The sequence below is a fragment of the Nostoc favosum CHAB5714 genome (genome assembly GCF_020829495.1).
Lineage (GTDB): Bacteria > Cyanobacteriota > Cyanobacteriia > Cyanobacteriales > Nostocaceae > Nostoc > Nostoc favosum.
Genome location: NZ_JAIVFQ010000001.1, coordinates 216238 through 242090 on the forward strand (window position 1 = coordinate 216238; position 25853 = coordinate 242090).

A 25853-nucleotide genomic window follows, 5' to 3' on the forward strand; every position below is an offset into this window, starting at 1 on the left:
ACGCACACTCTGAAATAACAGAAGTAATGTTAAAATTATATATCTATAAAGGAGAAGATTATGGGCAATCAATCTGTTCCTAAAACCAATAGTCTCTATGCACAGGATTATCACTTGTGGTTAGAACACACTGTTGATTTATTAAAAAACAAAAAGTTTTTAGAATTAGAGTTAGAAAATTTAATTGAAGAAATTGAAAGTATGGGAAGAAGTGATAAAAATGCTTTAAGGAGTAATCTTAGAGTGCTTTTAATGCACCTTCTCAAATACAAATTTCAACCGCAGAACCGATCCAATAGCTGGTTATATACAATCTATGAACATCGTCAAAGGTTACAAGAAGCATTTGTCGATAGTCCTAGCTTAAAATACTATTACACGGAAGTTTTTGACAGTTGTTACCAACACGCTCGAAAAGAAGCATCTATTGAAACAGGGCTTCCTCTGTCTCTTTTTCCTAAAGACTATCCTTTTTCTGTTGATGAAACCTTGGATTCTGATTTTTTTCCAAATTAATCATAATCGCAGAGTAGAGATTTTTCAGGCGATGCCAACTCTTGGAGACTCTACGCGTAGCAAGATCCCCGTAGGGTTACGGCGGGCAACTCTTGGAGAGGCTATGCCAACGCCTACGCTTTTTTAACGAACCACTCCAGGCGCAGAGTAAAAAGAGAGCGATCGCTCACATTGTGGAATACATATCTTATTACTGCTGTTGCAACCAAGCCACTAAATCAGCTTCAGTGGAAAAATCTAGTAAAGCTTCGGCTAAATCCTCTAACTGAGTTAAGGATAACCCACGCAGTTGCTCTTGTAATTCAGCAGTAATTACACCAATTCGCTTTGTTAATAGACGCTGGATTATTTTTAACTCTCCTTGTTGTATACCTTCCTCCATCCAACTGGTGACGATTTGCATAACTATCTCCTGTTGAGTTGGTTCAAATTGAGCAATTTCAGTCTGGAAAATTTCTTCCTCTTGGGCATTTAGTCGTAGATAAGTATCAATAAACCCGGAAATCAATTGTATTCGCGCTGGATCTAGCTGCAAGGTAGCTAGCAGGCGCAGAGACACTCAGATTTTACTCTAGGACGGTCTTTTGGGAGCGATCGCACTGTGGAGATTTGGCGATCGCTCTTTTTAACGAACCACAGAGGCGCAGAGAACACAGAGGAACAAGAGGGCGATCACATGATGGCGGTTAAATATCTACTATGCTATAAATTATACTAATTGTCGTATAGTAGATGATATTTAGGAGACAAGTATTGTTATATCCCTAATGTATACAGCAATCTTTTACTCTGCCCAGAGCTTGAGAACACTGTAGCAGATAGAAACAATATTATATTTACATAACAAAATGCTAGATATATTACTATCCTGTAAAATACTATTGGCTCCAATGGTCACAAACTCTTTATAGATTGGCACGTGCAATGATAATTGTTGACCAAAATGATGACGATGTGAAATTTTCGATGCCCCTAGACGTACTCCTTGATTTGAAAGAATTAATAGTTTCATGTGATCAAAAGAAATTAATGGATTATGCGGATTATATGGAAAAATTATATGGACACAAAGATTAACATAATTCTTCTCGTAAAATTAGTTGAAAATAATAATTTATAAAAAAAGGCAAGTTAACCTTTAATTAATTTAAACATAAACTAAAACAAAAAAATTTTCTATAAATACCCCTAATGACATAAGTATTTTTTGATTAACTAAAAAAATTGCCCTGGGAATATCACACTCCTAAGGCAAACAAACTCTCTAATTCTTTCTTTACTTCGCGTCCTTTGCGCCCTTCTCTGCGAGACGCTACGCGAACGCGGTTCGTTCCTCTTAAAGTTGCTTCACTTCCGAAACCAACTTCGCCACCATATCCTTAGCGCTACCAAAAAGCATCGTCGTCTTATCCTTGTAGAACAACTCATTATCTACACCGGCAAAACCCGTACTCATCCCGCGCTTAATCACAATCGTCTGCTTCGCCCGATCTACTTCCAAAATCGGCATACCATAAATCGGGCTATTTGTATCACTCCGCGCCGCCGGATTTACCACATCATTTGCCCCAATTACTAAAGCCACATCCGCTTGATCGAACTGGGGATTAATATCATCCATATCGTACAACTGGGTATAAGGCACATTTGCCTCCGCCAACAACACATTCATGTGCCCCGGCATTCTCCCAGCAACGGGGTGAATCGCATACTTGACATCAACGCCCATTTTTTCTAACTGATCTGACAATTCCCGGACGCTATGTTGCGCTTGAGCAACTGCCATACCATAACCAGGCACAATTACCACAGAACGAGCATAACCCAACATCATCGCCCCTTCTTCAGGATCGATGCTGCGGACAGTTTGATCAGTTGCACCACCACTAGCAGCAGCACCACCAGAACTAGAACCTGTACCAAAAGCGCTAAACAGCACACTAAATAAGGAGCGGTTCATCGCCTTACACATAATCTCGGTGAGGATTAAGCCAGATGCTCCTACCAAAGCACCAGCGATGATTAACATATTGTTCATCACCACGAATCCAGCCGCCGCCGCCGCCACACCTGACAACGAGTTCAACAGCGAGATTACTACTGGCATATCGCCGCCACCAATGGGGATGACGAACATCACACCCAGTACCAATGAAACACCAACCACTCCCAAGAATATGGGTAAGCTATCTGGTGTAATGATTAAATAGGCACTACCTACTATATAAGCACCCAAAAGCAAGAGGTTAAATGGTTGCTGGAATGGAAATGTAATCGGGGAACCGCTAATTAAACCTTGCAATTTGGCAAAGGCTAAAAAACTACCTGTGAAGGTAACACCACCGATTAACACATCCAACAGGATGGAAATGTTGACATCTAGGGGTATCGCCTGAGAACTATCTAATAACCGCCAGAATTCGGCAACGGCTACTAATGCCGAAGCCGCACCGCCCAAACCGTTGAGTAAACCCACCATTTGGGGCATTTCGGTCATTTGGACTTTGTAGGCAACGATCGCACCAATTCCTGATCCAATCGCCAAGCCCAACAATATCATCTCGTAATTCAATACATGCTGATCCAGCATTGTCGCTGCGATCGCCAGCAGCATCCCTACAGCCGCTACGATATTACCGTTTCTCGCTGTAGCAGGTGATCCCAGCTTTTTCAAGCCCAGAATGAATAACGATGCAGCGACTAAGTACGTCAGCTGAATGCCAGTTGGTAAAAAGTCGCTCACGCCTTAATCTCCTTCTTCTTGAACATTTGCAACATTCTGTCTGTCACTAAAAAACCGCCTACAACGTTGACTGTTGCCAGTACCACAGCAATCAAACCGAGAATTACGGACACATTTGTGTCTCTTGCACCAGCAGCAACTATTGCTCCAAGTACCGCAATCCCAGAAATCGCGTTTGAGCCTGACATTAAGGGCGTGTGTAGAGTCGGTGGGATTTTGTTGATGACTTCAAAGCCGATAAAAGATGCCAAAACAAATACAAACAAAGCAGCAAGTAATGCCTCTGTCATGAAATCAAAACTCCTTTTATACGTGGGCATTGGGCATTGGGCATTGGGCATTGGGCATTGATTCTTCTCCCTTATCTCCCCCTGCTTCCTCATCCCTAATTAACCGCCGGTTGTTGAGTATTCAAAGCTTGTAGCGCATCCCGCACTCGTTGATTGCGAATTTCACCAGCGTGGGTAACGCAAGCTGCATCAACGATGTCGTCGCTAAAGTCCACCTGCAAAGCTTTGTCTTTAATTAGCAATTGCATCAACGAAGTTACGTTCTTGGCATACAATTGGCTGGCGTGAATTGGCATCGATGATGGGAGATTGATGGGGCCGATAATTGTCACACCGTTCCAGACAATATCTTTACCTGGTTCTGTGCAGGCGCAGTTACCACCCTGTTCAGCAGCCAAATCCACAATTACTGAACCTGGTTTCATTTGTGCCACCATTTCTTCTGTAACTAGCCGTGGTGCTTGTCTCCCAGGTACTTGGGCTGTAGTAATCACCACATCAGAATTTTTAATGTGTTCGGCGACAACTTCTTGGGTACGTTGTTTGCTAGCCTCAGAAATTTCCTTGGCGTAACCACCAGCAGCAACGGTTTCTTCTTCTAATTTGACTTCAACGAATTTTGCCCCTAAGCTTTGCACTTCTTCTTTGACGGCGGGACGGATATCAAAGGCTTCTACCACTGCTCCCAAGCGTCTGGCGGTGGCGATCGCTTGCAATCCCGCTACACCAGCGCCCATAATAAATACTTTCGCTGGGGCGATCGTACCTGCGGCTGTGGTTAACATCGGAAAATATTTCGGTAATGCAGCTGCGGCAATTAATACAGCCTTGTAACCTGCTAATGAAGCTTGCGAGGACAAAGCATCCATACTTTGCGCCCTGGTAGTACGGGGAATCATTTCCATACTCAAGGCTGTGACTTTCCGATTTGCTAGTTGCTGTGCTACAACGGGGTTTCCCAAGGGATTGAGGAAACTGACTAAAACAGCCCCTTCCTTTAACAAATCAATTTCTGAGCGTCCATCTTCTCGTTCTTGTGGGGGGCTGACTTTCAGCAGAATATCTGTTTCGCCCCATAATTTGGCAGTATCGCTGATTATTGTGGCTCCTGCGGCTTCATAGTCAGAATCGCCAAAAAATGCTCGCTCTCCTGCACCTGTTTCTACCCAAACTTCCAAACCTTGTTTTACCAATCGAGCAACGGTGTCAGGAATTAATGCCACACGACGTTCACAAACTTCAATTTCTTTAGCAACTGCTATTCTCATGAAATCTCCTGAAGATAAATACCTAATCTCTGCCAAGTAAGCGATTGTCTAGATGAGGCGTGTTCCGCACTCATAGTACTTAGGCAGGAACATCACCCATGAATTTTACTTGTAGATTGAACCTTGAAACTTTCCTCTCCCATTCTTAGCTGTCCAGGCAAAGCCTGACTTTGCCGCTCGCAGATGTCATATTTTCAGATAGTTGCAAACAGGGTTACGTATTGCACATCCTAAATTGATTCCCAAATTTTGCATCTTTATCTTCAGCTTATTTTCGGGATTGAGAAATTTTGGTATTCCTTTCTTATAGAGTAATATTGACCAAATTTTGAAAGCTTTATAATTTCCCAATCAAATTTTAATAATTACGACTCTGATTCCAACTTATTTTAATCAATTTAGCCCAACTTAACTGGCGATCGCTGATGGCACGCCTCAATTTTTATAACAAAATTCTCAAATTTAGATACACTTGTACATATTTAGAAACACAATCCAATCCCGACTGTGTTTATATTGAGTTCAAAATTTGACCAACCTAGTCATAAAATCAGCACTCTGTAAGGGTAATGAAGTAAATCGAGTATATGGTAAATTTATAACTAAGTAATTTTGTTGTCGCCCAAAGCTCAGTGAGGATGGCACTTTTTTTTGTTATTGAACGTCAATTGTCAGGAAGTCAGTAGTAAAGTTTAGTAACGAATACTAACACACAGTTATTTTACATAACAGATTTATATTTTGGTAGAGGAAGCCTGATTATGCGACGTTTACTTTCTGCTTTAGCCGTGACTAGCTTTCTGGTTGCTGGATTACCAGCCTTGACTTGGGCGCAAAGCTTACCTGGATTTACGCTCTTTAGCGGCATCAAAAGCGAAAATCAACTGCCCTTCCGGTTAGATTTTGGTGGACAAGCTAATGGTTGGGATCGATACATATTAAGGATTCCAGCCCAAAGAATGAAATTGGCTGTTGGTCAATTTGCCATTACCTACCCTGATTATTACAAAGGAACTTTTGACCAGAAAAACATTGAAGTACGAGTCAAAGGCAAAGCAGTTCCGCTTTCTGAGGTGAAGTGGGACAAAGAAGGTAAGCTAATTAATATTTTTCCCCAAGAGCCGGTGCCAGCAGGTAGCCCAGTTGAGGTAGTCTTATCTAACGTGAAAAATCCAGCCTTCGGTGGAGTTTACTATTTTAACTGTCAAGTCCTCTCCCCTGGCGATGTGCCACTACTGCGCTACATGGGAACATGGATTTTGAGCATCAATTAAGTTTGGGGAGTGGGGAGATGAGGGAGATGAGGGAGATGAGGGAGATGAGGGAGATGAGGGAGATGAGGGAGATGAGGGAGATGAGGGAGCAGGGGGAGAAAGAATAACTAATGACTAATGACTAATGACTATTCCCTATTCCCTATTCCCTATTCCCTAATAAAGTGATACAATTAGAGATTGTGAGTTTTTATAAAAATCACCTAAGAGGAGAACAATATGAAAAGAACACTGGGCGGTACTAGCCGTAAGAGAAAAAGAACCTCTGGTTTTCGCGCCAGAATGCGGACACCAGATGGCAGAAACGTGATTAGCGCTAGAAGAAGAAAGGGACGTCACCGTTTGAGCGTTTAGGGAATATTAAGCTAAAAGAACATCTGTGGCTTTGCCTAAAGCAAATCGGCTAAAATCCCGCAAGGATTTCCAGGCAGTTTTCCGGGAAGGGATTCGGCGTCATGGCTCTTATTTAACATTGAGAGCCTTAAAGCCGTTACGTTCAACAAAACCTTCTTTGTCTACTGCCACCCAGACTACACAAGCGACTGACTCAGCACATCTTGCCAGCACGCGGATTGGCATTTCCATAAGCACAAAAGTCAGCAAAAGGGCAGTGGTTCGGAACCGAATCAAACGGCAAATTGCTTCTGCTTTATATAACTTGCTGCCCAAATTATCACCAGGATGGCGGCTAGTGTTCATTGTCAAACCCACAACAGCAGAATCTAAGTGCGTAAGCCCACAATTTCTGCAAGAATTAGAGCAGTTGTTGGCACAAGCTGAGGTGTTCGATGGGAATTCGTGAAGATGTTTATTATGAAGGTGGCCCCCATCTTGGGGATTTAATTGTCAACCTGTTGATTGGGCTAACCATTGTCGGGATACCATTAACAGTTGGGGCAATTGTCAGAGCATTGTGGCTGCGTTTCCGCATCACCGATCGCCGAATTACCGTGACGGGAGGTTGGCAGGGACGCGATCGCACTGACATAATTTACTCAGAAATTGTCAAAGTCGTCACAGTCCCCCGTGGCATTGGCTTGTGGGGAGATATGGTACTAACCCTAAGAAACGGCAGTCGTCTCGAATTGCGTGCAATTCCCAAGTTTCGGGAAGTCTATGACTATATCAACGAAAGAATTGCTGCGAAAAATCCCGAATATAGCGCTGCTGCTAACAAGTGATGAGAGTAGGGAGCAGGGAGCAGGGGAGCAGGGGGAGATGAGGGAGAAGAACCAATGCCCAATGCCCAATGCCCAATGCCCAATGCCCCATTTGAATGTGCGGCTATCCGTAGCGAAGGGTAGTCGCACATAATTTATGATTTAGATAAATTAGATTCAGTTTACAGTACCTCAGGTTGAATTCAGAATAATGGATTTTGGTATCGGCTTTCTCTCGAACAACGTGATGCTGCCAATCATAGATTTCTTCTATGGTATTGTGCCTAGCTACGGATTGGCGATCGTTGCTTTGACCCTGATAGTCCGCTTCGCGCTCTATCCCCTGAGTGCTGGCTCAATTCGCAACATGCGGAAAATGCGAATTGTACAACCTCTGATGCAGAAGCGGATGGCAGAAATCAAAGAGCGCTATAAGGATGAACCGCAAAAGCAGCAAGAGGAAATGGTCAATGTTCAAAAAGAATTTGGCAACCCCTTAGCAGGCTGTTTTCCATTACTAGTGCAAATGCCGGTCTTATTAGCGCTATTTGCTACTTTGCGGGGTTCGCCTTTTGCAAGTGCTAACTACAGCGTTAACCTGCAAATCCTTCCCGCAGAACAAATCGAACAAATTCAACCGCAAGCCTTTGCGACTGCTCCTCAAAATATTTACGTTGCTGATGGAGAACACGTTAAAGTAGCTGCGATCCTTCCTAGTGGTAACAAACTAGCGGTAGGAGAACAAACTAAAATTCAATATCAGACCGTTGAGGGCAAACCATTTCAGGTACTTTTAGCAGAACACCCAGAAAATAACCTGATTCCTGATTGGAAAGTCACCAAAGGTGAAGATAGGGTAAAAATTGATGCCCAAGGTAATGTAGAAGCCTTGCAGCCCGGAGAAGTCACTATTCAAGGAACAATTCCTGGACTAGCAGCAGAAAAAGGCTTTCTATTTATTGATGCTTTAGGTAGGGTTGGCGCAACTGATCCAGATGGCACAATTCACTGGGATATCGTCGCCATGATCGTCTCCTTCGGAATCAGCCTTTATGTTAGCCAAATGCTTTCTGGGCAAAATTCCAGTGGTGGCAATCCGCAGCAAGATACAGTTAACAAAATCACTCCAGTTATTTTTTCTGGGATGTTTTTGTTCTTCCCCTTACCAGCTGGGGTGCTGATGTATATGGTGATTGGTAATATTTTCCAAACCGCACAAACTTATCTTCTCTCCCGCGAACCTCTACCAGAAGAACTGCAAAAAATCGTAGCAACCCAGGAAAAAGAAGCAGTAGTCGCAGAACAAAAGGCATTGCCATTTGAACCAAAAAGTGCCAAGAAAAAGGCTACAGGGGGATCATGAGCAATATTCCCATGCAGCGAGGTCAGCAGTGGTTAAAATCCCTGCTGGAACTCACTGGAATACCTGCTGATATTCAGGGTCATTTAGAAGCGGCCCAATCTCAAGACGGCGATTCCCCAGAACCAGATAACTACTGGTTAACAATTGATCAAACTAATTTAACGACAGAACAAATCCAGGTCTTAATTGGTGCCGATGGTTCTGTGTTAGATGCGATTCAGTATCTAGCAAATTCGGTTTTAAACCTGAGTCAATCCCTGGAAGACCAAGCCTCTTACACTATTGAGTTAAATGGCTACCGGGTTAAAAGAGAAGCCGAAATTCGCGCATTAGCAGAAGCAGCAGCCGATGAAGTGCGCTTTTCTGGTAGAGAAGTGGAAATCAAATCGCTCAGTTCTGCTGAAAGGCGTCAAATCCATACCTTCTTGAAGGAATTTGGAGATTTGGAAACCTTCAGTCGCGGTAAAGAGCCGCATCGTCATCTGGTTGTCCGTCCAGCTTCGTTGGAAGGAGTTGGGAGTTTGGAGAGACGCGATTAATCGCGTCTGTACAGGAGTTAGGAGACGCGATTAATCGCGTCTGTACAGGAGTTAGGAGTAGAGACGCGATTAATCGCGTCTGTTAGGGTTAATGAAGCTCATAACGATATAGTTTCAAAATTTATCTTGTTCTTAAGAGATAAAGTAAAAATGTAATATCAGTATAATTGCTGGTAATGAAGATAAATTTTAGTGAGGATGTCTCACAAATCCTATGGACGCAATTTTTATTCCGCAGCTAGCTAAAGCCCCGGAGCGGACAGAGGAAGTTCAGGTTCAGGAATTTCTGCCTGGTCTGGAAACGTTGACGCCAGTTCGCGGTCATGTGCGCGTGCAGCATCATGGCAATTACCTGGAAGTGTCCGCTCAGGCAGAAACAATTATTACTTGTACCTGCAACCGATGTTTGCAGCAATACAATCGACGTTTAGGGCTTGATACAAAGGAAATCATCTGGTTAGATGAAACTGCAAATCAGGGAAATGACTTGCCCCTAGAGCGGGAAGTGACTATGGAAGAGTTGCTGGAAATCCTACCGCCCGATGGTTATTTTTATCCCAACGAATGGCTGTATGAGCAAATGTGCTTGGCAGTACCCCAGCGCCAGCTGTGCAATCGCAATTGTCCAGGTATTCCTGTAAGTAATACAGTTGATAATTCTGATATTCCTGAAACTCCAGTTGATAACCGTTGGGCTTCTCTGGAAGCACTGAAAAAGCAACTTCCCGGATAGACAAATCACTTTCAACTTCGTTAACGCGCCATTAGTAGCGCGTTTATTTTAAGTAGTTAATTATTATACCTGTATGGTACACACTAAAGCTAGGAACTGAAAGTCTTTAACCATAATAATAAACACAAACTGGCAAAAAATGTTCTTTATTTATGATTATGATTATACTTAATTTAGTCTTGGCTAAGTGCTTGATTTAATCGTCTCCCACACTTGGTACAGAAGTTGAAATTCGCCGGATTAGTGCGACCACAATTGGTACATACTATATTATTTTCAACTGGAGTTTGACATGGAGTGTGTTTCTTCAAATTGTTGGTTGAATTAAATTCAGTGAGTGTATTATTCCTATCAGTAGATTGATGAATTTGTTGTGAAGTTGGTTGAATAAATACTGGCTCCATTTGGGCAAAATGCTCCAGCAACATTCGATGGATAAAAATGTAACCACCTCCAACCTTTTGCAAAAAGATGTGTTCAGTCGCATAATCAAGAAATCGGACATAGTTTAGAGGTATGCAATTCTTGCTGCAAAGAATGAGGTGTAAGGTAAAGTGTTGTAGGCAGGCTTGACCACCCCCAAATACAAGCCCAGATACAAGCCCAAACACTAAACCCAATTGCAGCCATTCTTTTTTTCCAAAGATTTGTTCACCAATTAATCCCCCAAATAATCCGCCAAGTAATCCGCCAAGTAATCCTATTATTAAGGCATTCTTCGCTGAGTTCCATATCCCTTGGTTAGGAATTGTTCTTATCACTATGTCTGGGCCTCTCAGTCCACCTAACAGCCCTAAAATTAGTCCACCAGTTAGCCCATATAGTAACCCTAATTGCAACCCAGTTTGGAGATCAAATGGAGTCTTAACTAGCTTAAAAAACAGTCCTACAATTAGCCCCAAAAGCAATCCACCTGGTAGTCCATTCTTCAAAAACTTTTTGGCTTCTTGCCAAGACCATCTCAAAGTTTCAACTGGTTTGATTTCTGCCGTATTCCACGCTAAAGGTAATCCAGCCGTAATTCCACCAATTAACGCCCCGGGTGATTTATGTATTTGCCAGCCGATTAACCCACAAATGATGACTCCAAGCAAACAAGGCGTAAATTTATAAAGTGTTTTTTGAACTCGATTTGACAACCAGGCAGGCTGTATTCTTTCAATAAGAAAAACCGTTTGCGACTTCTGAAACATCTGCTGTGCTAGCCAAATTAGCCAGCGCATTGCTTGCACTTTTGAGTATCTTGGCTCATACTTACGACGCTTAAACATCCGTTCAATATAAGTATCAAACAGGTGCTTTCGGCGTTCTTCTTTAGAACCTGCATTAGGTAAATCTTCAAGTTTCTTACCTTTATAAGCTAGAGTCATGACGCTTAAAGTCAGGGGAGACTTGGCTAACTCTTGCAACGTAGTGTCTTCTTGAAGCAATGTTTTTACTGCTTCCAGTTGTTCACCAGCCCTATCTAAATATTGTTTAACTTGCTGAAATGTCAAAGATTGGATGCAGATAGCACCTTGCAATTCTAAACGAGTAGAGAGAGCTTCATAATCTCGGATACGGCTTGTCACCACAATCTCAATCAGCCCATGTTCTTGCATGAATTGGTTGATGGCTTGGATGCAGGTTTCCCGACGCTCAATTTTCACCTCATCTAAACCATCTAGCAGCAGTAATAGTTGTTGATCTTCAATCCAGACTTTAGCAAGTGTTTTAGAAACTTGATATGTACTATTCAATTCCTCAATCAGCCAATCAGCAATTGTTTGCTGTTTATTTCCCCAAGAAGATAAGTTCAGCACTACTGGAATAGGTTGGCTCAAATCTTTTTCGGTACGAGCAATTAATTCTTGTGCCAGCTTCAGGAGAGTGATCGTTTTACCCGCTCCTGGTTCTCCTAGAATCAGTAAGGTTCGTCCTTTTCCCATCTGATTGAAGACATCAGTGACACTTTTCCCTTCAGGTAAGGTTTGCCCAGACTCATTAGGAATTTCTTGGACAATGCTAGATGGACGCTTTACTGCGTCTAATCGTTCTTCCAGCCCCAGATCAATTAGACCTTTAGTATACAAAGATTTTTCGAGTACGCCTTTAATCCAATACTGTTTGACTTTATTAAGTAAAACTTCTCGGAAACGGTACTCCTGTTTCCCTGAAAAAGGTTTTACCTGCCTGTGACCTATTAGTTTAGCTAGGCTGAAGCTTTCATTCACAGTTAGGTACTGAATTTGGTGCAAGTCGCGTCCAGCCTGTCCAATTTGAGCTTCCCGAATCAAAGCACCATCAATATTAAGATTTTGAGTCATAACCTTTTTTTATGTAAAAAGTAAAAGACTTTTAGCTGCAACTCCTAACCAAGGAGCTAATTGTTTGGCAATTGGCTCTAACTTTTTCCAAATCCCTTCGCCTGCATTAAACGTTTCATTCGCTTCTTTGAGGACTTTACTAGCTTTTTGCAAACTTTTTGCCGCAGTGTCTTTGTCTGGTTCTTTTTCATTAACTGCGTCGGTTGCATAATCGAGATGTTTCAGTGCTTGTTTCTTTTGGTCTTCTGGTAAATCTGAATTACGAAATATGGATTCAATTTGTGCCATTAATTCCGCAACTTCAGGTAAGGTCAATTCTTTCTCAGCCCCACCCTGAGTATTTTGCTGATTTTGGGTCATGTCGCCAGCAGCTTGTCCAACTTGAACACCTGAAAATTGACCACCACCAATGTTGAGGGACATTCCTCCAGGATTTTTGGGCTGTGAGTTATTTTCTGCCATTTTAATTTGCTTAATAAAAACATAACTTTATTTAAGCTTTATTCCAGATTGAGCAGATAACTTTCCCGAATATTCAAAAAATTGCGTATATAGTAAGCCAATTACTACATTCACAGATGGTAAGCAAATTCACTTATTCCCAGTTCCCACCTGTAGATACAAGCTTTGTGGCTTTGCTTCAACTTTTATGTAAAGAGCTTCTTCAAGTTTCATTGCCTGGTAGAGCCAGGTAAGGAGAGATATATTCGTTTTTAGTTGTGAGACACAATACAAAGAAAGAACAATGAGAGAAGAACTAATAACGATAGCCAAATATGAACTTCCGTGAAGAGTTTAAACTGCTGCTACGCGCCCGCTACCCCTTAATTTATATTCCTACATACGAGGAAGAACGGGTAGAAGCAGCTATCCGGGAAGAAGCAACCAAGCAGGGTAATCGCCCAGTGTATACTTGGGATTTTGTCGATGGCTACCAAGGAAACCCCAATGATGTTGGGTTTGGGCGGCGTAACCCGTTGCAAGCTTTAGAATTTATCGAAAAATTACCAGCTTCCGCGCCAGCTGTATTGATTCTCCGAGATTATCATCGCTTTTTAGATGATGTAGCGATCGCCCGCAAACTCCGCAATCTGTCCAGACTTCTCAAGTCGCAACCAAAAAATATTGTCCTACTGTCGCCGCGCATCGCCATCCCTGACGACTTAACCGAAGTGCTGACAGTCGTCGAGTTTCCCTTACCCGCCGCCCCAGAAATTAAAACTGAGGTAGAACGCTTGCTACAAAGTACTGGTAACTCCCTTTCTGGCAAAGTTTTAGATGATTTGGTGCGTTCTTGTCAAGGGCTTTCGATGGAACGGATTCGCCGAGTTTTGGCAAAAGCGATCGCTACCCACGGAGAATTGCAACCAGAAGACGTGGATCTCGTTTTGGAAGAAAAGCGCCAAACTATCCGCCAAACCCAAATCTTGGACTTCTACCCCGCCACTGAGCAAATTTCTGATATTGGCGGACTGGATAACTTAAAAGACTGGCTGATTCGGCGGGGAGGCTCCTTTACTGATAAGGCGCGACAGTACGGATTACCGCACCCCCGTGGTTTAATGTTGGTGGGTATTCAAGGAACTGGTAAATCGTTAACGGCAAAAGCGATCGCTCATCACTGGCATTTACCCCTGTTACGTTTGGATGTGGGAAGGTTATTTGGTGGTTTGGTGGGTGAATCAGAATCTCGGACTCGGCAAATGATCCAAGTAGCTGAAGCCCTTGCTCCCTGTATTTTGTGGATTGATGAAATAGATAAAGCCTTTGCCGGACTTGGTAGCAAAGGTGATGCAGGAACAGCCAGCCGTGTGTTTGGTACTTTTATTACCTGGCTAGCCGAAAAAACCTCACCCGTGTTTGTCGTCGCCACCGCCAACGACATCCAAGCCTTACCGCCGGAAATGCTTCGTAAAGGGCGATTTGATGAAATTTTCTTTGTGGGATTGCCCACCCAAGAAGAGAGAAAAGCAATTTATGATGTTCATTTATCGCGATTGCGCCCCCATAACTTAAAAAGTTATGACATCGAAAGGTTAGCTTATGAGACGCCCGATTTTTCTGGGGCAGAAATTGAGCAAACTTTAATTGAAGCAATGCACATTGGATTTAGCCAAAACCGCGACTTTGCTACTGATGACATTTTAGAAGCAGCCAGTCAGATCATCCCCTTGGCGCGAACTGCTGTAGAGCAAATTCAGCAACTCCAAGAATGGGCTGCTGCTGGGAGAGCGCGTTTAGCATCTAAACACAGTCCTTTGAGCGAACGCCTCCGGCGCAATACGTGAACGCATTCAGCAGTAGCTACAATAATTGGTTAGTTAATAATTGCTAGTCAATAGTCAAGAGTTAATCATGAATTACTATTGACTATTGACCACTGCTGATCAGGTTTTAACTATGTTGTCTGGCTTAACAAAGTTTATACTTGGGTTTTTCTTAGCGATCGCTGTCTTAATAGGTGGCGGCGCTGCAATTGGACTCTATTTCATGAATCGCACCGGCATACCCCCTGCCAAACCCGTTTTTTCCAACGATAGTCCCTCAGTGAAAGCCCAAGCTCCAAAAGCAACTGAGCCTGGAGGAGCTAAACCCACTCTTACACCTGAGACAAAGGCTGAATCGTCATTAAACTCAACCTCTACTCCCACAGAATCACCAAAGGCTACCCCATCACCAAAACCATTGCCATCGGGAGCTTACCGAGGGCGTGTTACTTGGGCTGAAGGCTTGAGTTTGCGATCGCAACCAAATCAAGAAGCTGAAAAGATTGGTGGGGTTGCTTTTAATCAAAAAATTATTATCTTGGAAGAAAACCAAGATAAATCCTGGCAAAAGATTCGTTTGGAAGGTAGCGAACAAGAAGGTTGGGTGAAAGCAGGTAATACTCAAAAAGTTGATGAACAATAACGATTGGGCATTGGGAATGGGGCATGGGGCATTGGGCATTGGGCATTGGGCATTGGGCATGGGTTATTCTCCTTGTCCCTTTTATCTCCCTCATCTCCCTCATCTCCCTCATCTCCTTCATCCCCCTCATCCCCCACTCCCCACTCCCCACTCCCCACTCCCTAGTTCAATCACTTATAAAGAACCATAGACAAAATAAACACAACACAGAGTCGGACTAAATTAGTAACTTCTTAGCTAAAATACTTCAATCCTGATCAGTTTGATCAAGTTTCTCCTCCAACCATGTTTCAATTGCATCTCTTAACTCTGATTGCCAATTAGGGATTGACCTGACCTTATCCCGAATACCAAGACGTAGCTTTAGAGTTAATGGCTTAGTATCTAATGATTGACTTTCTGTTGGCAGAAACCGAAACTCGTGATTTTTTTTAAATTGACCGAAATTTACGCCCCTCGACAAGCAGATGCCGACATCCTTGGCTGAAGGGGGAAGATAACATTGAAGATAGCTTTGCCTAACTTTGAGTAAGTTTATTGAAGCAGCAAGTCGTATAATTAGGTATAGTCATAACTTGAAAAAAACAAGTGGAAACAGGGGTAAATAGCTATTTAACCAAGCTTGCCTCAGTCTACGAGACATCCGAAAGCGTCAAGGTTGTTCCTAGCGTAGCTAATTTCAAATTTTTGAATTGGAAGTTATCTAGTGGTGCGGCGATGCGTCTTCTGTTTGTGGCACTGATTACGGGGCTTCTGAGTATCGCTGGGCAAGCTTTAGCACTTCAGAAAATAGGAAGTAATGGCGCTGAAGTTAGCAGTAGCCAGAGGTGTTTAAAAAAGTTAGGCTACTTTAACGGCCCGGTGAGTGGCAAGTTTGCTAGCTTGACTCAGAATGCTGTGATCAAATTCCAGCAAGCCAATAGAATCCCTGCTGATGGAGTTGTGGGTGCTAGTACTCAAAGAGCCTTGCAACGAGCATGTCAAAGTAGAACTTCTAGCAGGAATACCAGTAGTGGTCAATATCCTGTTCTCTCTCAAGGCAAAACTGGTACAGCCGTGACAAGGTTACAACAGCGTTTGCGGCAGTTAGGCTACTTGAATGCTAATCCCACTGGGAATTTTGGCCCAATGACTAGAGATGCTGTAATCGCATTCCAGCGAAATTATCGCATATCTGCTAACGGGATTGTGAATCGACAAACTTGGAACGCACTACTGGGTTCCTCTCCAACTCCAGCCAGATCAAGGCTCTCTACTCAACAAGTGAGAGAACTACAAGTGCGTTTGCGGCAGCTAGGTTATTTTAATACTGCTGCCACTGGGAATATTGGCCCAATGACCAGAGAAGCTGTCACCCAATTCCAGCGAAATTACCGCCTACCTGTTGATGGCATCGCCAATGCTCAAGTCTTGGAGTCAGTGCGTAGAGCCTCTACAGGTGGATATACTACTCAACAACCAGGCAGAAATTATTTGACTGTAGGCGATCAGGGTGAGAATGTGAGATTAGTTCAAGAGCGTTTATCGCAGTTGGGTTTCTCAAATACCAATCCTGATGGATTTTTCAACGATTACACCAGAGAATCTGTGATTGCATTCCAGGAATCTTCTCGACTTAATTCGACTGGAAATGTAGATTGGCAAACTTGGGAAGCATTAGGGTTGAGTAGCTCCAATGGGGGCAATTATACTGAGAATAATGGTTATGTATTTGCTGAGACTAGTGGCTATATAGCACCTCAAAATAATCGCTATTTACCTCCTACTAATAACGTAGTGCCTGTTACCAATGGCAACACATTAGTTGCTAATAATCCCTACAGAGTAATAGTACCAATTTCCAATAATGATACTCTGAGTAAAGTGCAACAATATATACCCAATGCTGTCACAGAGCAATCCCATCTAGGGGATTATGTGAATGCTGGGGCATTTAGCGATCGCGCACAAGCAGAAACACTATCAAAAATGCTCCGCTCTTATGGCCTTGATGCACGGGTAAAATACAATTAAATAATTCGTAATTCGTAATTCGTAATTCGTAATTCGTAATTCGTAATTAAATTGACAAGCTCAACTGGGAACCTTCTTGAGTTTTATTCACTTCAATCCTGGCTTGGAAAGCTTCTTTGAGGTGGGGCATGTGAGTGACAGTGAGGATGCAGGCAAAATCGGAAGCGATCGCATTAATCGCTGCAATCAAGCGATCGCATCCTTCAGCGTCCTGCGTACCAAAACCTTCATCCACAATCAACAATTGCAACGCCGCCCCCGCCCGTTGCGCTAATAATTTCGCCAAAGCTAAACGGATGGCAAAGTTAATTCTAAAGGCTTCCCCACCTGAGTAAGTTTCATAAGCTCGCGTTCCTCTAGAATCGGCGATTAAAATATCTAGGGTGTCTATCAGCTTGGCATTTTTCTTGGTTGATTTAGCACTGCGTCCAGCTTTCTGAGTAATAAATTGTACATGAAACTGATTGCCACTCAGCCGCGAAAGTAGTTGATTAGTCTCGGCTTCCAGTTGCGGTAACACATTTTCAATCATCAGTGTTTGGATACCATTTTTACCAAAAGCTTGCGCTAATTCCTGATAAACACGACATTCCTGCTTGCAAGATTGGAGTTGCTGCTGCTGTTGTTCATACTGAATTTGTAGCGTTTCTAGTTGATGCGCCAACTGCTCTAAACGCCCTAATTTGGCAATTTGCTCATCGAGTTGCCGTCTGCGTATTGCTAACTGCTGCTCTAAAGCTTGAATTTGGGCAGATGGGTTAGCTGTTGCTTGTAATTGCTGGATAATGCTTTCAATTTGTCCGCCGAGTTTTTGCCGCTCCGTTACTCTGGCGCTTCTGGATTCCTCCAACTCTTGCAATCTCGTCTGGAGTTGGGGATACTGCTGCTGGGCTGACAGCAGTTGTTGATACCGCAAATGCCAAGATTGAGCTTGGCGGACAGCTATACGCAGATTATTGTGCTGCTCGGAACTGTAGCCAATTTCGGTAATGTGACGCTCAAGAGCCGCGATTTGTTTAGCACATTCAGAATCAATCTGATCTTGCTGGATTTTGGCTTGTAATTGAGCAATTTGGGATTGTAATTCTGGTTTTCGGGCTAATAGTTGCGCTTGTCGCTTAGTAGCATCTTTAATCTGCTGGAGTTTAATTTCTGCCCATCGCCACCGCTCAACTTCGCTGCGGGCGAGGGAGTGGTCTTGTTCATTATAATTAACTTGTTGCAGATATTGGTCTAGCTGCCGGAGTTCGGCTTGTTTATCGGGAGCGTAATCACCAGCTTGGAGCGATCGCTCTAAATGCTGTTTTTCAGCAGCAATTTGTTGTAACTGTTGTTGCACATCAGTTGTAGCTTCTAACTGTGCTGCCAACTGTCCCCGTTGTTCGCGTAAACCATCGTAACCCGCCAATTGTTGGGAAATTTCCCGATATTCCTGCCTGAGTACCTGAATTTCTCTGTCAGATACAGCCATTTGTTCTCGCACTACCCAAAACTGCCCTTGGGTATCCTCTAACTCAGCCTGGGTTTTTTCCACCACCCGACTCCAGTGATGTTCATCTAAAGGACGTTCGCATAATGGACAAAGCGCTTCAGGATTTTGCAGCATTTGCAATTTTTGCTCTAATTCTCCCAGCAGTTTTTCATAGTCGCGTTGATGAGCTTGCAGGCGTTCGATAAAGTGCCGCCTTTCTTGCCCTTTTTCCTGCACTCGTTGCAGATAAACCCGCTTTTTCTCCAGTTCTTCAATCTGAATTGCCACATCCATCACCGCTTGTTGCAGTTGCGGTTGGCGGCGGTGCTGGCGTTGCAATTGGTTCTCAGTGCTTTGTAGTTGTTCAAGTCGCGCTACTAAACCAGCATGAGTGCGATCGAGTTGGCTTTGTAAAGTTGCTCGTTGTTGCAACAAGGGAGTAACTTGCATTTGCAGTTGATCTAAACGCGCAACATGGTGACGAGCTGCGGTTAGCTGTGACAAAGCAGCTTCTACTTCACCTGATTTAGTCAGAGTTTGCTGAATGTCTCGCTCTTGTTGCTGTAAAGCTTCGATTTGAGCTTGGGCTTGTTGCAGTTGCCGTTCGATTTCGTGAATTTGTTTGGTAAGCTGTTGTTGCTTTTGTTGGCGAGTCTGCCCAGCGCGGGTGTATTCTTCAAATTTGGCAGCAAAGGCTTCTTCTTGAGATTGGAGACTTTGATATTGGGCGTATCCAGCTTTAATTTCAGCTTCTTGGTGTAATATTTTTTCTAAATCTGATAGCTGAGAGCCAATAGCTGATTGTTCTTGTTGGAGGCGATCGCAGTCTTGGCTAAGATTTTGGTATTGCTGCTTTACAAAGCTGAGTTGTTGTTCCCAATTTTGGCGCTGGTGCTGGACAACTTGCAAACTTTGTAATTGAATATTATCAAAAGCTTGTACCTGTTGCAGTTGGTTGAGTTCAGCTTCTAACTCGACTCTTTGCGCTTCGGTTGTCTCGCGTTGTTGCAGCTGAATTTTTATCGACTCCAAAGAACGCTCTAACTCTACTGCCCTTGCTTTGAACTGACGAGAAGATTCCTTTGCCCGTTCTTCCAAATCATCATACTGATTGAGTTTCAACAACTCCGCTAAAATTTCTTTGCGTTCTGTGGGGCGCTTGAGCATGAACTCATCTGCACGGCCTTGACGTAAGTAAGCAGAATTAATAAATGTATCGTAATCGAGCTTGATGTGTTCTAGAATCAAATCTTGGGTTGCTCTTACCCCTTTGCCAGTGAGTGAGCGAAACCCAGATGGTATTTCTATTTGAAATTCAAGAACGCTAGTACCTCCCCGAATTCGGGTACGAATCACCCGATATTTTTGCTGGTTGCTTTGGAAAGTAAAATCAACTCGAACTTCTTTCGCCCCAGAATAGATAACATCATCTTCAGCAGTGGCGCGGCTTTCACCCCAAATTGCCCAAGTGATTGCTTCCAAAAGTGAAGATTTCCCCGCACCATTGGAACCCGAAATACAAGCCGTATGCAAACCGCCAAAATCTAAAGTTGCATCACGGTAACTAAGAAAATTTTTGAGGATAAGTTGTACTGGGATCATTCACGCTATAGCGCCACATCTACTTTTAATAAATAACAGTACAGATGCACTGTTTGTTAGTTTAGCTATCTAGATATCAGGTTTCTAGTCTTGAAGACATCAATTTTACAAAATTTAACAATAAAATGAGCAAATTTCTTTTGTTGCATGAATAACTTTTGCTGTCTTTGGAGAAAAATAAAACTTCTGTGGAGGTTTCTTGTAATTTCTGCCTGTTATCTTAGAGAAAAACATTCATAGAAGAGTGGCAATACTGCGTAGGTTTTGCCTAAAGAATCACTCTGATGTAGGTTGGGGAGCCAGTGCGTTGGGCGGCTCTGCCGACTTGAAGCAACTGGCGTTTGAGGAACGAAACCCAACAAACCATACAAAATGTTGGGTAACGCATTGCCTCAACCCAACCTACAATATCAGGCGATGGCGTAGCCCAGAGCAGGCATCGCACTTTTGATCTCAATGTCTGAGCCGTCCCCCCTTCAAAAGGGGGGATTACAGGGGGGGTTAAAACGATCTCAAATTCTCACGAATGATTTAGGACTGCTATATAAGCAACAGATACCGGGAGCATCCCACTTTTTTACATGTCATTGCGAGGAACGAAGCAATCGCAAAATTCTTTAGGTCAAAACGAGTCCATGAGATTGCTTCGTCGTTCCTCCTCGCAATGACAGTTATTCTCTCATTGCAAAATAAAAACTGGGATGCACCTACAGATACCTAGAAGTCGTGTTGAGGTACTTAAAAGTCGTGTTGAGGTACTTAAAAGTCGTGTTGAGGTACTTAAAAGTCGTGTTGAGGTACTTCAAAGTCGTGTTGAGGTACTTAAAAGTCGTGTTGAGGTACTTAAAAGTCGTGTTGAGGTACTTAAAAGTCGTGTTGAGGTACTTCAACATCGTGTTGAGGTACTTAAAAGTCGTGTTGAGGTACTTCAACATCGTGTTGAGGTACTTCAACATCGTGTTGAGGTACTTAAAAGTCGTGTTGAGGTACTTCAAAGTCGTGTTGAGGTACTTCAAAGTCGTTTTGAGGTACTTGAAAGTCGTGTTGGAGTACTTCAAACTTTGTCGCACTGCGATCAAGTACACAGGTGCGACGCCGAATAGCCCGCCAACTCTTGGAGACGCTTTGCGAACGGCATCGCTTTCATAAATCTCCACAAACAAAGTGATTGCTTGATTTTTAAAACAGTCGCTACAAATCTTCAAAACCTACGCAGTATTGAGATGATTGGGCTAAATTTCACGTCAAGGTAAAAGAATCAAGGTGATAGGGGAAAAAACGTTAATATACTCAGTAAAAATGTATGTACATTTCTAAGATAGACATCATAAATCAATGGATATAGCTCTACTCGTTAAATTTCTCGCTCCCTGTCTGCCATTTCTGTTAAATGTGGGTAATAAAGCTGTAGAAGGGGCATCTCAAAAAGTAGGTGAAGATGTTTGGAATAAAGCCAAAGCGATTTGGGCTAAGTTACATCCCAAAGTAGAGGCTAAGGAAGCAGCGAAAGAAGCAGCAACGGATGTGGCACAAAAGCCAGAGGATGAGGATTTACAAGCAAGTTTGCGAGTGCAACTCAAGAAGATTTTAGAAGCGGATACAGCACTTGCAGAGGAAATAGCTAAGATTTGGCAAACATCGACTGACAAAGCAGGAGACAATATTCAGGTCAGTGCTAATGCTTACGACCAAAGTACGGTTAAGCAAGTTGGGAAGATTGACGCAAACCAAGTGACTTTTTAATTGAGTAGGGTGGGCAGAACACTGCCCACCCTACAAATTTTGATGTTTCGAGTTCTGAGCACCAACTTCCGAGTTCCGAACACCAACTGCCGAGTTACGAACACTGATATCTTGCAGCATTCTCGATTAGCACCATCGCCCGCCCAGAAATAAATTTCTGGGCTGATAGCTAAAGTCCACTCAAGTGGACTAAAACCCTTGTTCAGTCTTCAATAGATAGACTTTAGCTATTAGCCTCAGAATGAATTCTGAGGCGGTTGTTGGGACTGGTGCAAGATTTCAGGAACACCAACTTCCGAGTTCACAGCCACAATATCAAGCAAAAATTTTACCTACTGTAAGCAATGGCAGAGGAACCCAGCCCTAGTAACTCGAACAACATTGAAATGAATCTCACTGCCTACGGTGAGAGTAAGGTAACTCAAGTAGGACAGATAAATGCAGCAGAAGTCAAGATTATTGTTGACCGAATAGAACCAGTACTAGAGCAATTGCAACAAATCTCCAAAGTAGAATCGCCAGGGGTTCTCAAAGCAGGCAACCCTAACAAAAGTTTGGCTTACTGGCAGGGACGTAAAACAGAAATTGCCCAAATACAGCAATGGTTAACTGATAAAAATACCTTCCTAATTGGCATAGAAGGCATCGGTGGCACGGGTAAATCGATGCTAGCTGCTAAAATTTATAACGAAATTGAGGGTTTCCCTAAGCAATTTTGGGCAGATGTTAGTTATGGCGCAGGTTTTAGCGATTTAGCCCGCCAAGTCCTCAGTGAATTTGGCTTTCCGGTTCCAGAAGAAGAAGCGCAGTTAATGGAGGCGCTAGTTAAGTGTCTGCAATCTGGGCAATATTTACTCATCATTGACAACCTGGAGAGTTTATTACAGCCAGATAGACAGTGGGGAAGTCAATTCTACAGCGACTTTTTCAAAGCTTGGGTGGAATATGGCGGTAATAGTAAGGTAATAGTCACCACCAGGGAAAGACCAGAATTAAAAGGCTTTGAGTGGCTACCCCTGAAAGGTTTGCAAGTAGATGAAGGGGTAGCACTGTTAACTGCATTAGGCATTCGCGGGGATTTAGGGGATTTTGTCGAATTAGTAGATGGGCATCCCCTGCTGTTGAGATTGGTAGCAGATTTATTAAAAGAAGAATATCCCCAAGACGCGGATTTAAGACGATTGGCAGATTTAGGCTTAGGGAATTTGCGGCAGTTGTTGACAGATCCCCAAGTGGTAGGTGTGCATCGCCGGGAAAATGTGGGGATGGTGTTGGTGTTGGATGCCAGTTTTGAGCGATTGAGTGAATTGCAAAAGGCTTTATTGCTCAATATCAGTGTTTATCGTGGTGCTGTTGATAGTGCAGCAGCCGTGGCGGTGTTGCCGGGAAGTTCAAAAACAGAGATTGAGGGAGAATTGAGGAATCTGGTTAAGCGTTCTTTATTGTCAGAAAAACTCAATGGTAAGCGGCAGTTTGAGTTTCAGCCTGTGGTGTTGGAGTATGCGCGGCATAAGGCTGGTAATCAGACAGAGGCGCATCAACGAGCCATCAATTACTATCTTTTGAATCTTAAACAACAACCTTGGCAGACTAAAGAAGATATCAAGGAATATTTAGAAGTTTTTCATCATTGGTATCAACTAGAAAAGTATGATTTAGCATTTAATAGCATTCTGTTCTGCAATGAATTTTTGACCTTGCGGGGCTATTACACAGATCAAGTTGACTTATACCGGCAATTAATAGAAGCCTGGGAAAAAACTGGCGAGACAGAAAACTCGAATTATCCGGCTGCTCTCAATAACTTGGGTAATGTTTACAATTATCAGGGGCACTATGAACGGGCTATAGAGTTCTTACAGCAGTCTTTAGAAATAGCTAAAGAAATAGGCGATCGCAATATTGAAAGCTCATCCTTAATGAATTTGGGTAATGCTTACTCATCTCTGGGGCAGTACCAACAGGCGATAAATTTCTACGAGCAGTCTTTAGAAATACTTAGGGAAATAGGCGTTCGCAATCCTGAAGGCTCATTTTTAATGAATTTGGGTATTGCTTATTTATATCAGGGGCAATACGAACGGGCGATAGATTTCTACCAGCAGTCTTTGGATATAGCTAGAAAGATAGGCGATCGCAATATTGAAAGCTCATCCTTAATGAATTTAGGTAATGCTTACAATTATCGGGGGCAGTACCAACAGGCAATAGATTTCTTGCAGCAGTCTTTAGAAACAGCTAGAAAGATAGGTAATCGCAATACTGAAGGCAAATCCTTAGCTAATTTGGGTGTTACTTACTTATCTCAGGGGCACTACCAACAGGCGATAGATTTCTTGCAGCAGTCTTTAGAAACAGCTAGAGAGATAGGCGATCGCAATTCTGAAGGCTTATCGTTAATGAATTTGGGTATTGCTTACAATTATCAGGGGCAGTATGAACAGGCGATAGATTTCTTGCAACAGTCTTTAGATATAGCTAGGGAAATTGGCGATCGCAATTTTGAAGGCAAATCCTTAATTAATTTGGGTCTTGCTTACAATTATCAGGGGCAGTACCAACAGGCGATAGAGTTCTTGCAGCAGTCTTTGGATATCGCTAGGGAAATAGGCGATCGCAATTCTGAAGGCGCATCCTTAGCTAATTTGGGTCTTGCTTATAATTATCAGGGGCAGTATGAAAGGGCAATAAATTTCTTGCAGCAATCTTTAGAAATAGCTAGGAAAATAGGCGATCGCAATTCTGAAGGTAATTCTTTGGGCAATTTGGGCAATGTTTACTACTCGCTGGGGCAGTACCAACAGGCGATTGAGTTCTACCAGCAGTCTTTGGAAATAGCTAGGGAAATAGGCGATCGCAATGGAGAAGCGATCGCATGGTTTAATTTAGGTGAGGCATTAGAAAACCTCAATCGAGAATCAGACGCGCTGGGTGCTTATCGCAATGCCCGTGAACTTTGTCAGGCGATGGGACTTGATGCTAAAGTGCAACTTTGCAACAATGCAATTGAGCGTCTTTCTCAACCAAAAACGCCTGTAGTCTCTCGTCGTGGGTTTTGGGTGTGGTTGCGTCGGTTGTGGCGTTGGATACGCAGTTGGTTTCGGCGGTGAAAGAGAGATACGCCATAATTACTCATAGCGTTACAATATTATTACTTAACTTATCACTAAAATAACTTAATTATGAAAAAAATAGAAATTGAACTAGATCAAGAAACATTTGCAAAAATAGAAAAATTAACACAAACTTATCATTGCGAAATTTCTGACATAATCAAAGCAATGATTGAGCAACTAACACAACCAGAAGTTATTAATGATTCCTTTATCGGTAAATGGTCTAATGAGGCAGAATTAGTTGATACAATGGTTGCAGATATTTTAAAACACAGGAATTTATAAAAACTAAATTAGCTGTGAGAAAATCTTTAATTGATACAGACATTGTATCAGAGATTCGCAAATTAAAAAATCCTAAAATAAATGCTAAAGCTATTGCTTATAAAGCTATATGGCAACAGTACACAATTTCTGTAATTACTGTTTCTGAAATTATCAAGGGATGGAGGAAAATAAATCGCAATGACCGCATTCAAGAATTTTTGGCAGATTTATCTCAATTATAAGTTTTGCATTTAGACCAAAGCTGTGCAGAAATTTCAGGACTTATTCAGGCAGATTTAGAAAAAGCAGGACAATCAATTGGATTAGCAGATGTCTTAATAGCTTCTATAGCGATCGAAAATAATTTAGTTTTAGTAACGGGTAATACTAAACATTATCAAAATATCCAAGCATTAAGATATCCTTTAGTAATCGATAATTGGCGAGAATGAAAATTTTTGTTTAATGTTCATAATGAACGAGATTCAAGACTTACACAAACAAGCAATGGATTTTGCAGAAATGGCACAGGTATCAAG

25 protein-coding genes are annotated in these 25853 nt (G+C 42.6%); 16 read left to right on the plus strand and 9 right to left on the minus strand.

Annotation, left to right across the window (positions count from 1 at the left end; genetic code table 11):
• Nucleotides 1-60 precede the first annotated feature (60 nt).
• Nucleotides 61-516, plus strand: a complete 456-nt coding sequence (locus LC586_RS00975) for a DUF29 domain-containing protein (RefSeq protein WP_229482535.1) — start codon at nucleotides 61-63, stop codon at nucleotides 514-516.
• 190 nt (nucleotides 517-706) lie between these two features.
• On the opposite strand, the gene LC586_RS00980 is transcribed toward LC586_RS00975, so the two are convergent.
• From LC586_RS00980 to LC586_RS00995, 4 genes are all read right to left on the minus strand, one after another.
• On the minus strand, nucleotides 707-1075 hold the full coding sequence (locus LC586_RS00980; RefSeq protein WP_229482536.1) for a DUF4351 domain-containing protein: 369 nt from the start codon (nucleotides 1073-1075) through the stop codon (nucleotides 707-709).
• A 777-nt stretch (nucleotides 1076-1852) separates the two neighbouring features.
• The gene (locus LC586_RS00985) at nucleotides 1853-3259 is read right to left on the minus strand and encodes an NAD(P)(+) transhydrogenase (Re/Si-specific) subunit beta (RefSeq protein WP_229482537.1); all 1407 of its coding nucleotides are present in this window, start codon (nucleotides 3257-3259) and stop codon (nucleotides 1853-1855) included.
• Nucleotides 3256-3549, minus strand: a complete 294-nt coding sequence (locus LC586_RS00990; RefSeq protein ID WP_174711256.1) for an NAD(P) transhydrogenase subunit alpha part 2 — start codon at nucleotides 3547-3549, stop codon at nucleotides 3256-3258. Before LC586_RS00990 ends, LC586_RS00985 begins: the two co-directional genes overlap by 4 nt.
• Before the next feature lie 95 nt (nucleotides 3550-3644).
• A complete protein-coding gene (locus tag LC586_RS00995; RefSeq protein ID WP_229482538.1) occupies nucleotides 3645-4817 on the minus strand; it encodes a Re/Si-specific NAD(P)(+) transhydrogenase subunit alpha in 1173 nt (390 codons plus the stop codon).
• A gap of 761 nt (nucleotides 4818-5578) precedes the next feature.
• Between LC586_RS00995 and LC586_RS01000 the strand changes: the two genes are divergently transcribed.
• The 7 genes from LC586_RS01000 to LC586_RS01030 all read left to right on the plus strand — a co-directional run bounded on the left by LC586_RS01000 (nucleotide 5579) and on the right by LC586_RS01030 (nucleotide 9886).
• Nucleotides 5579-6091, plus strand: a complete 513-nt coding sequence (locus LC586_RS01000) for a DUF2808 domain-containing protein (RefSeq protein ID WP_229482539.1) — start codon at nucleotides 5579-5581, stop codon at nucleotides 6089-6091.
• Between the two features lie 219 nt (nucleotides 6092-6310).
• Nucleotides 6311-6445: a 50S ribosomal protein L34 gene (gene rpmH / locus LC586_RS01005; RefSeq protein ID WP_094327629.1), complete on the plus strand. Its 135-nt coding sequence runs from the start codon at nucleotides 6311-6313 to the stop codon at nucleotides 6443-6445.
• 25 nt (nucleotides 6446-6470) lie between these two features.
• The gene (gene rnpA, locus LC586_RS01010; RefSeq protein ID WP_229482540.1) at nucleotides 6471-6893 is read left to right on the plus strand and encodes a ribonuclease P protein component; all 423 of its coding nucleotides are present in this window, start codon (nucleotides 6471-6473) and stop codon (nucleotides 6891-6893) included.
• Nucleotides 6880-7272, plus strand: a complete 393-nt coding sequence (locus tag LC586_RS01015; protein ID WP_100900815.1) for a PH domain-containing protein — start codon at nucleotides 6880-6882, stop codon at nucleotides 7270-7272. Before rnpA ends, LC586_RS01015 begins: the two co-directional genes overlap by 14 nt.
• A 190-nt stretch (nucleotides 7273-7462) precedes the next feature.
• A complete protein-coding gene (gene yidC / locus LC586_RS01020) occupies nucleotides 7463-8614 on the plus strand; it encodes a membrane protein insertase YidC (protein WP_229482541.1) in 1152 nt (383 codons plus the stop codon).
• Complete coding sequence (locus LC586_RS01025; protein ID WP_229482542.1) at nucleotides 8611-9153, plus strand: Jag family protein; 543 nt, start codon at nucleotides 8611-8613, stop codon at nucleotides 9151-9153. Before yidC ends, LC586_RS01025 begins: the two co-directional genes overlap by 4 nt.
• 214 nt (nucleotides 9154-9367) lie before the next feature.
• Nucleotides 9368-9886, plus strand: coding sequence for a YceD family protein (locus LC586_RS01030; protein ID WP_229482543.1), 519 nt, complete (start codon nucleotides 9368-9370; stop codon nucleotides 9884-9886).
• Nucleotides 9887-10059: 173 nt separating this feature from the next.
• On the opposite strand, the gene LC586_RS01035 is transcribed toward LC586_RS01030, so the two are convergent.
• Nucleotides 10060-12192, minus strand: coding sequence for an NACHT domain-containing protein (locus LC586_RS01035; protein WP_229482544.1), 2133 nt, complete (start codon nucleotides 12190-12192; stop codon nucleotides 10060-10062).
• A gap of 9 nt (nucleotides 12193-12201) precedes the next feature.
• Nucleotides 12202-12654 carry a hypothetical protein gene (locus tag LC586_RS01040; RefSeq protein ID WP_229482545.1) on the minus strand — a complete coding sequence of 151 codons (453 nt, stop codon included), beginning with the start codon at nucleotides 12652-12654 and terminating at the stop codon, nucleotides 12202-12204.
• Between the two features lie 314 nt (nucleotides 12655-12968).
• Here LC586_RS01040 and LC586_RS01045 point away from each other — a divergent pair, with 314 nt between their 5' ends.
• Together LC586_RS01045 and LC586_RS01050 are read left to right on the plus strand one after the other, a co-directional pair.
• Entirely contained in the window at nucleotides 12969-14480 is a 1512-nt protein-coding gene (locus LC586_RS01045; RefSeq protein WP_229482546.1) for a Ycf46 family AAA ATPase, read from the plus strand.
• Between the two features lie 112 nt (nucleotides 14481-14592).
• On the plus strand, nucleotides 14593-15102 hold the full coding sequence (locus tag LC586_RS01050; protein ID WP_229482629.1) for an SH3 domain-containing protein: 510 nt from the start codon (nucleotides 14593-14595) through the stop codon (nucleotides 15100-15102).
• On the opposite strand, the gene LC586_RS01055 is transcribed toward LC586_RS01050, so the two are convergent.
• Nucleotides 15081-15260 (minus strand): hypothetical protein, encoded by a 180-nt coding sequence (locus LC586_RS01055; RefSeq protein ID WP_229482547.1) that lies wholly within the window; start codon nucleotides 15258-15260, stop codon nucleotides 15081-15083. The two genes, LC586_RS01050 and LC586_RS01055, sit on opposite strands and share 22 nt — an antisense overlap.
• Before the next feature lie 430 nt (nucleotides 15261-15690).
• Between LC586_RS01055 and LC586_RS01060 the strand changes: the two genes are divergently transcribed.
• Entirely contained in the window at nucleotides 15691-17115 is a 1425-nt protein-coding gene (locus LC586_RS01060) for a peptidoglycan-binding domain-containing protein (protein ID WP_229482548.1), read from the plus strand.
• Nucleotides 17116-17161: 46 nt separating this feature from the next.
• On the opposite strand, the gene sbcC is transcribed toward LC586_RS01060, so the two are convergent.
• Both sbcC and LC586_RS01070 read right to left on the minus strand, forming a co-directional pair.
• Nucleotides 17162-20188, minus strand: a complete 3027-nt coding sequence (sbcC, locus tag LC586_RS01065) for an exonuclease subunit SbcC (protein ID WP_229482549.1) — start codon at nucleotides 20186-20188, stop codon at nucleotides 17162-17164.
• 707 nt (nucleotides 20189-20895) lie between these two features.
• Nucleotides 20896-21345: a hypothetical protein gene (locus LC586_RS01070; RefSeq protein WP_229482550.1), complete on the minus strand. Its 450-nt coding sequence runs from the start codon at nucleotides 21343-21345 to the stop codon at nucleotides 20896-20898.
• Nucleotides 21346-21523: 178 nt separating this feature from the next.
• Here LC586_RS01070 and LC586_RS01075 point away from each other — a divergent pair, with 178 nt between their 5' ends.
• From LC586_RS01075 to LC586_RS01095, 5 genes are all read left to right on the plus strand, one after another.
• Nucleotides 21524-21931, plus strand: a complete 408-nt coding sequence (locus LC586_RS01075) for a hypothetical protein (protein WP_229482551.1) — start codon at nucleotides 21524-21526, stop codon at nucleotides 21929-21931.
• A gap of 344 nt (nucleotides 21932-22275) precedes the next feature.
• On the plus strand, nucleotides 22276-25041 hold the full coding sequence (locus LC586_RS01080; RefSeq protein ID WP_229482552.1) for a tetratricopeptide repeat protein: 2766 nt from the start codon (nucleotides 22276-22278) through the stop codon (nucleotides 25039-25041).
• A 72-nt stretch (nucleotides 25042-25113) separates the two neighbouring features.
• Nucleotides 25114-25332 (plus strand): hypothetical protein, encoded by a 219-nt coding sequence (locus tag LC586_RS01085; protein ID WP_229456160.1) that lies wholly within the window; start codon nucleotides 25114-25116, stop codon nucleotides 25330-25332.
• 14 nt (nucleotides 25333-25346) lie between these two features.
• On the plus strand, nucleotides 25347-25556 hold the full coding sequence (locus LC586_RS01090; protein WP_229482553.1) for a PIN domain-containing protein: 210 nt from the start codon (nucleotides 25347-25349) through the stop codon (nucleotides 25554-25556).
• Nucleotides 25557-25559: 3 nt separating this feature from the next.
• Entirely contained in the window at nucleotides 25560-25766 is a 207-nt protein-coding gene (locus tag LC586_RS01095; protein WP_229482554.1) for a PIN domain-containing protein, read from the plus strand.
• Nucleotides 25767-25853: the final 87 nt, after the last annotated feature.

Bases quoted from the DNA above. Each gene is read 5' to 3' on its own strand.
- LC586_RS00975 (WP_229482535.1), top strand. From the start codon at position 61: ATGGGCAATCAATCTGTTCCTAAAACCAATAGTCTCTATGCACAGGAT.
- LC586_RS00990 (WP_174711256.1), bottom strand. From the start codon at position 3,549: ATGACAGAGGCATTACTTGCTGCTTTGTTTGTATTTGTTTTGGCATCT.
- LC586_RS00995 (WP_229482538.1), bottom strand. From the start codon at position 4,817: ATGAGAATAGCAGTTGCTAAAGAAATTGAAGTTTGTGAACGTCGTGTG.
- LC586_RS01000 (WP_229482539.1), top strand. From the start codon at position 5,579: ATGCGACGTTTACTTTCTGCTTTAGCCGTGACTAGCTTTCTGGTTGCT.
- rpmH (WP_094327629.1), top strand. From the start codon at position 6,311: ATGAAAAGAACACTGGGCGGTACTAGCCGTAAGAGAAAAAGAACCTCT.
- LC586_RS01015 (WP_100900815.1), top strand. From the start codon at position 6,880: ATGGGAATTCGTGAAGATGTTTATTATGAAGGTGGCCCCCATCTTGGG.
- yidC (WP_229482541.1), top strand. From the start codon at position 7,463: ATGGATTTTGGTATCGGCTTTCTCTCGAACAACGTGATGCTGCCAATC.
- LC586_RS01025 (WP_229482542.1), top strand. From the start codon at position 8,611: ATGAGCAATATTCCCATGCAGCGAGGTCAGCAGTGGTTAAAATCCCTG.
- LC586_RS01030 (WP_229482543.1), top strand. From the start codon at position 9,368: ATGGACGCAATTTTTATTCCGCAGCTAGCTAAAGCCCCGGAGCGGACA.
- LC586_RS01035 (WP_229482544.1), bottom strand. From the start codon at position 12,192: ATGACTCAAAATCTTAATATTGATGGTGCTTTGATTCGGGAAGCTCAA.
- LC586_RS01040 (WP_229482545.1), bottom strand. From the start codon at position 12,654: ATGGCAGAAAATAACTCACAGCCCAAAAATCCTGGAGGAATGTCCCTC.
- LC586_RS01045 (WP_229482546.1), top strand. From the start codon at position 12,969: ATGAACTTCCGTGAAGAGTTTAAACTGCTGCTACGCGCCCGCTACCCC.
- LC586_RS01050 (WP_229482629.1), top strand. From the start codon at position 14,593: ATGTTGTCTGGCTTAACAAAGTTTATACTTGGGTTTTTCTTAGCGATC.
- sbcC (WP_229482549.1), bottom strand. From the start codon at position 20,188: ATGATCCCAGTACAACTTATCCTCAAAAATTTTCTTAGTTACCGTGAT.
- LC586_RS01075 (WP_229482551.1), top strand. From the start codon at position 21,524: ATGGATATAGCTCTACTCGTTAAATTTCTCGCTCCCTGTCTGCCATTT.
- LC586_RS01080 (WP_229482552.1), top strand. From the start codon at position 22,276: ATGGCAGAGGAACCCAGCCCTAGTAACTCGAACAACATTGAAATGAAT.
- LC586_RS01085 (WP_229456160.1), top strand. From the start codon at position 25,114: ATGAAAAAAATAGAAATTGAACTAGATCAAGAAACATTTGCAAAAATA.